Below are 5,914 nucleotides of genomic sequence, written 5' to 3'. Positions count from 1 at the left end.
TGCCCGCGAAGGCGTCGGCACTGCCACCCTCGCAACCGCCTGATCCCACCACTAAATCCCGCCCACAAAAAAGGGGACTTTCGTCCCCTTGCGGTATCGCCTGGCTTGTCACCAGTCCATCAATAAATATCTTTCGACAACAGCGTAAACGGCGTCTTCACCAGGATCTTCAGATCCAGCCACAACGACCAGTTGTTGATGTAATGCAGATCCATCTCCACCCGACGCTGCATCTTGTCGAGGGTGTCGGTCTCGCCACGGCAGCCGCTGATTTGCGCCAGGCCGGTGATGCCCGGTTTGATTCGGTGACGAGCCATGTACGCGAGGATTTTTCCCGAGTAGTAGTGGTTGTGCGCGACAGCGTGAGGACGCGGGCCGACCAGGGCCATCTGTCCCTGCAGCACGTTGAACAACTGCGGCAGCTCATCCAGAGAGGTGCGGCGGATGAAGCGCCCGACGGCGGTAATCCGCGAATCATTGCGGCTGGCCTGGATCACCTCGCGGTCATCGTGCACGCGCATCGAGCGGAATTTCCACACCTGAATCACCTTGCCGTTCCAGCCGTGGCGATCCTGCTTGAAAAATACCGGCCCTGGCGAATTGATCTTCACCGCCAGCGCGATGAACAGCAGCACCGGGCTCAACAGAATGATCGCCAGCAGCGCCACGCCTTTTTCCACCAGACTTTTGCTCAGCGCAGCAGTAGGGCGGCTGGTCAGCGGGCTTTCGTTGAGGCAGATTGCCGGCAGACCATCCACGACCTTCACCGAGTGGTTGAGCAGGGTCAGACTGTTCAAGTCCGGCACCCAGACCACATCAACGTTGGCCCCGAGCAAATCGACGTACATCGCTTCGATTTTCGCCGCTTCCGCCAGCGGCAAGGTGATGTACAGACGGCGGATGTCATGATCCTTGATCAGTTGCAGCAGATCTTCCTGATCGCCCACCACCCGCGGTGCATCCGAATCCAGAACCGGTTTCGTGCCATTGCTGACCAAACCTACCAAAGGCAGGTTTTCCACCAGACTGATCTTCTGCGCCAGGCCCAGCGCCAACTCACCCGTGCCGACAATCAGGGTTTTCTGCGCACTGGTGCGGGAACGCTGGTAGTACTTGGAAAACGCATGCAGCGGCGCGTACAGCAGCGCCTGACCGAGGAAGCCGTACACCGCCCAGCTCAGCGTCACTTCACGGGAAAACACCTCGTCGGCCTTGCACACGAACGCGATGCCGGCCAGCGCGAGCATGGTCATCGACCAGCCCATGAACAGACGTCCCAGACCCGTCAGGTAATTGTCCTGTTTGCGGTATACGCCGCTGAATGTGTACGCCGGTACCGAGGCCAGTACCGCCAGTGTTGCGCACAGGCGGTAATAGAACTCGACGGTGCCGGTATGGCGTTCAGCAAGTACGAACAACAGCGCGACAATAAAACCTTGCGCCAGCGCCCATTGGCCCCAGAAGGTAAGTCCCTTGAGGCCGTTATTTCGATTGATCCGTAGAGAGAGTTCCATGAGATATCCCCAGAAATACGTCCATTCAGGTTTCGACAGTTAAAGTCCGAGTTGCTAGATAGGCTTGTTGTTGTTATTGGACGAGTGTCCTGAGGTAACAACGTCGATAGGCCGAACTGTCGTCAATCAATAGACTAAGTTATTGCCGGAGAGGGTGTCTGACGAGTTCTAACAAGATGGCACTGTGCCAACTTTCGAACAATCAAATACAAGGCTGTTAGAAAAGGTCGTGGAGCAAGGGGTGAATAAATGATGTTGTGTTTGTTACTGTAGGAGGGGTGGAGGCAGGGAACTTTTATTTACCAGGGAGGTGAAGTCAAACAGAGTGCTCTTGTTGTTTTTGTAATCGCACTGTTTTCTGTTTGTTTTGTTCGCGGAGATCGTGCGTGTTTACGCAACGATTTCCTGGATGAGGCAATAACCGCGGTTTCTTACGGCACGGAACAATCGCTCCCCATTACTGGCGCTTTTGAACTTGTCCTGCAGGCGACTCAGGCACATCTCCAGGCCACGATATTGCTCCGGTTCACGGCCGATGCTGAGGATCAGATCGTCGCGACTGACAACGCGCTCTTCGTGATGGAGCATTTTGCGCACCAGCGCGGTTTCCAGTCCGGTCAGGCTGATTTCGACGCCTTCCTTGATCAGGGCGCCTTGATCATCGTCCAGATGCCAGGTCGTGTTGCCAGTGGCAGCGTCCTCAATGGCGGCAGTGCGATTGTCGCTCTCTGCACTTTGAAACGGCTTCGCCGATTGTGCGGACAGCCATTCCGATTCGAGGGTGGCGAGGATGCGCTGGGTGTCGTGTTCAATCGTGCGGGCCACGTGTTTGCGGGTGCCGCTTGGGTAAGAGAACTCCATCAGCATGGGCGCGGAAGAGGGCGAAGTAGCACCTTCAATAAACATTTGTGCCTGAGACGTGCCAAACGAATTGAAGCGCTCGCTGGACAGAATGCTCTCAAGTTCACGCTGCGACGTTGTACTGTGAGTCACGACGACAAAATATTTTCTCGGGAGGGTTGTACTCGTTTCCATGTCTCTCTCCTAAAATGTGCACCAAAATGGGCGAAAAGATAAATCGGCAGGCGAGCAATGACTTCCTCGGAAGTAATCGACAGGCAGGGTCTGGGCTTAAAATGGCCCTCGATAAGTTCCACTCGTTCTGCTGCTATGTTGTGAAGTTTATTGTTATGGTTCGGTGTAGCCGTGCTCATTCAATGGCTTGATTATAATTAGATGTGAAGTACAACTAGAGCGGTATGGTTGCATATGACGATCCTTCGTAATTATGCAAAGAGGATGGCTGCCCGAGAGTCAGGCAGTCGATATCAGACCCCGCATCAGGCGATAGCCGTAGCCGCGGATACTCTGAATCGCATTCGTACCATACATGTCCTTGATTTTTCCACGCAAGCGGCTGATGGATTTTTCCAACGCTCTCGGGTCGTAGAAATGGGTGTTGAGCCCCATGATGCTGGCGATTTCATCATGACTGAGAATGTGATTGCTGGTCTGCGCAAAGGCTTCCAGGATCTTCATCTCGGCGAACGAGATGTCGAGTTTCTGACGGGGGCTGCCCAGCAGGCAGATACGCGTAGGGTCGAGCGTCAGATTGATATCCCGCTGCCATTCTTCACTGTTGAAGAACTCACCGAGCAACTCGTCGCCCTCGTCGGCAAGGGTATTGAGTTTGATACACGCGTCGGCGCCAGCCAGAAAATACTTGATCTTGTTGAACGCGCCGCGACCGGTAATGACCGCGCAGATGATCGGCTTCAAGTTGTCGCTGCGCAGGCTTTCGATCAGCGCAAGATTGTCTTCCAGCGCTTGCGGAGTGTCGATAATGATGAAGATGGCGCGATACGGACCAGAAAGTTCATTGTTGAAGGAACTAGCGTACGAACCGGCCTCAAGTGCCATATCAGTGTGTACGTGCTTCGCGATCAGCGCCCTGAAATGTTCGGCCACGCCACGGGTACGACCCAGAGTAAGAACACCGGGTACGTCGTTCGTCGGGCGCGGACTTCTAGTCGCCAAGTTCCCTGAGAGCATCATGCATTGACTCGAATTAGGTGCTGACATCGGGATGTTAAAGCACCGGTTCTCATCTGTGACTGACAATTGGTAACATTCACGCGATTTTTAGACGTGGCTCCCGAGTTTTCTAACAATAATTAAGCATTTCAAGCTTTTAGTTGATTTTCTCGGGGCTGTGAACTAGTCGTTACATGGTGGCAATGTGGAATTGTGCCACTATTTTGAATCTATGGCGATGGCTTTATTCATGTCCAATTGCCACTGTTCACGATCTTGAGACAGTGTGAGCTGGTTCACACTTTATTGGCGAATCGAACTTTTTTCTACTATAGGCCTAAATATTTTTCGGGTAGTTCGTAGGCGGACGTTTATTAACATGGCTTGAGTGTGTCTTTTGATAAGACATATTCTCCGTCGCCTGATCAGGCAATGGGTGTCGCGTTATACCGATTGTTTAACTTCAGATACTCAATTCCTGAATACAGTTGACCGGTCGCTCAGCAAGAGCGCTCTGACGGAGGATTAATGGATTTCTGGACCTTTATCCAGGTGTTGATTTTGGGCGCAGTGGAAGGCCTGACCGAGTTCTTGCCGATCTCCAGTACCGGCCACCAGATCATCGTCGCCGACCTGCTGGACTTCGGCGGCGAACGCGCGATGGCGTTCAACATCATCATTCAACTGGGGGCGATCCTGGCCGTGGTCTGGGAGTTTCGTCCGAAGATCTTCGACATCGTCAAAGGCTTGCCCACTCAACGCAATGCGCAACGTTTCACCCTCAACCTGTTGATTGCCTTTCTGCCAGCGGTGGTCCTCGGGGTAATGTTCGCTGACAAAATCCATCAATACCTGTTTAACCCGATCACCGTGGCCATGGCCTTGGTGGTGGGCGGCATCGTCATGTTGTGGGCGGAACAGCGCAGCCATGTGGTGAGCGTCGATCACGTCGACGACATGCGCTGGTCAGACGCGTTGAAAATCGGTTTCGTGCAATGCCTGGCAATGATTCCCGGCACGTCGCGCTCGGGCTCGACCATCATCGGCGGTTTATTGTTCGGCTTGTCCCGGAAAGCCGCCACAGAGTTCTCGTTTTTCCTCGCCATGCCGACCATGGTCGGCGCCGCGGTGTACTCCGGCTACAAATACCGCGACCTGTTCCAGGCCAGCGACCTGCCCGTGTTTGCCCTCGGTTTCGTCATCGCCTTCATCTTCGCCATGATCGCCGTGCGCGGCCTGCTCAAATTCATCGCCAACCACAGTTATGCGGCGTTCGCCTGGTATCGGATCGCGTTTGGCTTGTTGATTCTGGCGACGTGGGTGTTTGGCTGGGTGAACTGGACGGAAGCGGCGGCGGGGTGATGCTCACGCCAGGCGGATCAATCCGCCTGGCGCGTTTTACGGGGGGAGGGCATCAACGCCCTTGCAGCAACTCGCCAGCCTGATCCAGCAACGCCAGCGGATCCTTGGCCTTGTGAATATCCACCGACAACAACTGACGGAATTTACGCGCCCCCGGGAACCCGGTGCCCAACCCCAGCACATGCCGGGTGATGTGATGCATCGCACCGCCCGCCTGCAAATGCTCGGCAATATATGGCCGCAACTGCGCCAGCGCCTCGGCCCGGCTGATCACCGGCGCGCTGCTGCCGAACAACTGCTGATCCACCTCCGCCAGCAAATACGGATTGTGATAAGCCTCACGCCCGAGCATCACACCGTCAAAGGTCTGCAAATGCTCGTGGCAGGCCTCCATCGTCTTGATCCCGCCGTTCAACACAATCTCCAGCTCCGGAAAATCCGCCTTCAACTGCGCCGCCACGTCATACCGCAACGGCGGAATGTCGCGATTCTCCTTCGGCGACAAGCCCTCCAGAATCGCAATCCGCGCATGCACGGTAAAACTGGTACACCCGGCATCCCGCACCGTACCGACGAAATCACACAACTCGGCGTAACTGTCCCGCCCATTGATCCCGATCCGATGCTTCACCGTCACCGGAATCGACACCGCATCGCGCATCGCCTTCACGCAATCCGCCACCAGCTGCGGATGCCCCATCAGGCACGCACCGATCATATTGTTCTGCACCCGATCACTCGGGCAGCCCACATTCAGATTCACCTCGTCGTAACCATGCTCCTGGGCCATACGCGCGCAAGCGGCCAGATCGAGCGGGACGCTACCACCCAACTGCAGCGCCAACGGGTGCTCGGCTTCGTTGTGACGGAGGAAACGTTCGTGATCGCCGTTGAGGAGAGCGCCGGTGGTGACCATTTCGGTATAGAGCAGGGCGTTCTTCGACAGGAGGCGTAGGAAGTATCTGCAATGCCTATCAGTCCAGTCCATCATGGGCGCAACGGAG

At 55.3% G+C, this 5,914-nt stretch carries 5 protein-coding genes; 1 reads left to right on the top strand and 4 read right to left on the bottom strand.

Features of this window, described 5'->3' with window-relative positions; translation table 11 throughout:
* Nucleotides 1–119 precede the first annotated feature (119 nt).
* From OC71_RS25670 to OC71_RS25660, 3 genes are all read right to left on the bottom strand, one after another.
* The gene (locus OC71_RS25670) at nucleotides 120–1,514 is read right to left on the bottom strand and encodes an undecaprenyl-phosphate glucose phosphotransferase (RefSeq protein ID WP_041074650.1); all 1,395 of its coding nucleotides are present in this window, start codon (nucleotides 1,512–1,514) and stop codon (nucleotides 120–122) included.
* A gap of 390 nt (nucleotides 1,515–1,904) precedes the next feature.
* Nucleotides 1,905–2,549 carry a helix-turn-helix domain-containing protein gene (locus OC71_RS25665; protein WP_041074648.1) on the bottom strand — a complete coding sequence of 215 codons (645 nt, stop codon included), beginning with the start codon at nucleotides 2,547–2,549 and terminating at the stop codon, nucleotides 1,905–1,907.
* 279 nt (nucleotides 2,550–2,828) lie between these two features.
* Nucleotides 2,829–3,569, bottom strand: a complete 741-nt coding sequence (locus OC71_RS25660; RefSeq protein ID WP_041074646.1) for a winged helix-turn-helix domain-containing protein — start codon at nucleotides 3,567–3,569, stop codon at nucleotides 2,829–2,831.
* Nucleotides 3,570–4,076: 507 nt separating this feature from the next.
* Between OC71_RS25660 and OC71_RS25655 the strand changes: the two genes are divergently transcribed.
* The gene (locus tag OC71_RS25655; RefSeq protein ID WP_041074644.1) at nucleotides 4,077–4,910 is read left to right on the top strand and encodes an undecaprenyl-diphosphate phosphatase; all 834 of its coding nucleotides are present in this window, start codon (nucleotides 4,077–4,079) and stop codon (nucleotides 4,908–4,910) included.
* Between the two features lie 52 nt (nucleotides 4,911–4,962).
* Here OC71_RS25655 and dusA read toward each other — a convergent pair.
* Nucleotides 4,963–5,914, bottom strand: a 952-nt coding sequence (gene dusA / locus OC71_RS25650; protein WP_052510624.1) for a tRNA dihydrouridine(20/20a) synthase DusA, incomplete at its 5' end; no start/stop codon positions are given.

The organism is Pseudomonas sp. W15Feb9B (assembly GCF_000828175.1).
In the GTDB taxonomy this organism is placed as follows: domain Bacteria; phylum Pseudomonadota; class Gammaproteobacteria; order Pseudomonadales; family Pseudomonadaceae; genus Aquipseudomonas; species Aquipseudomonas parakoreensis.
This window is presented reverse-complemented; position numbering and strand designations above follow the sequence as displayed.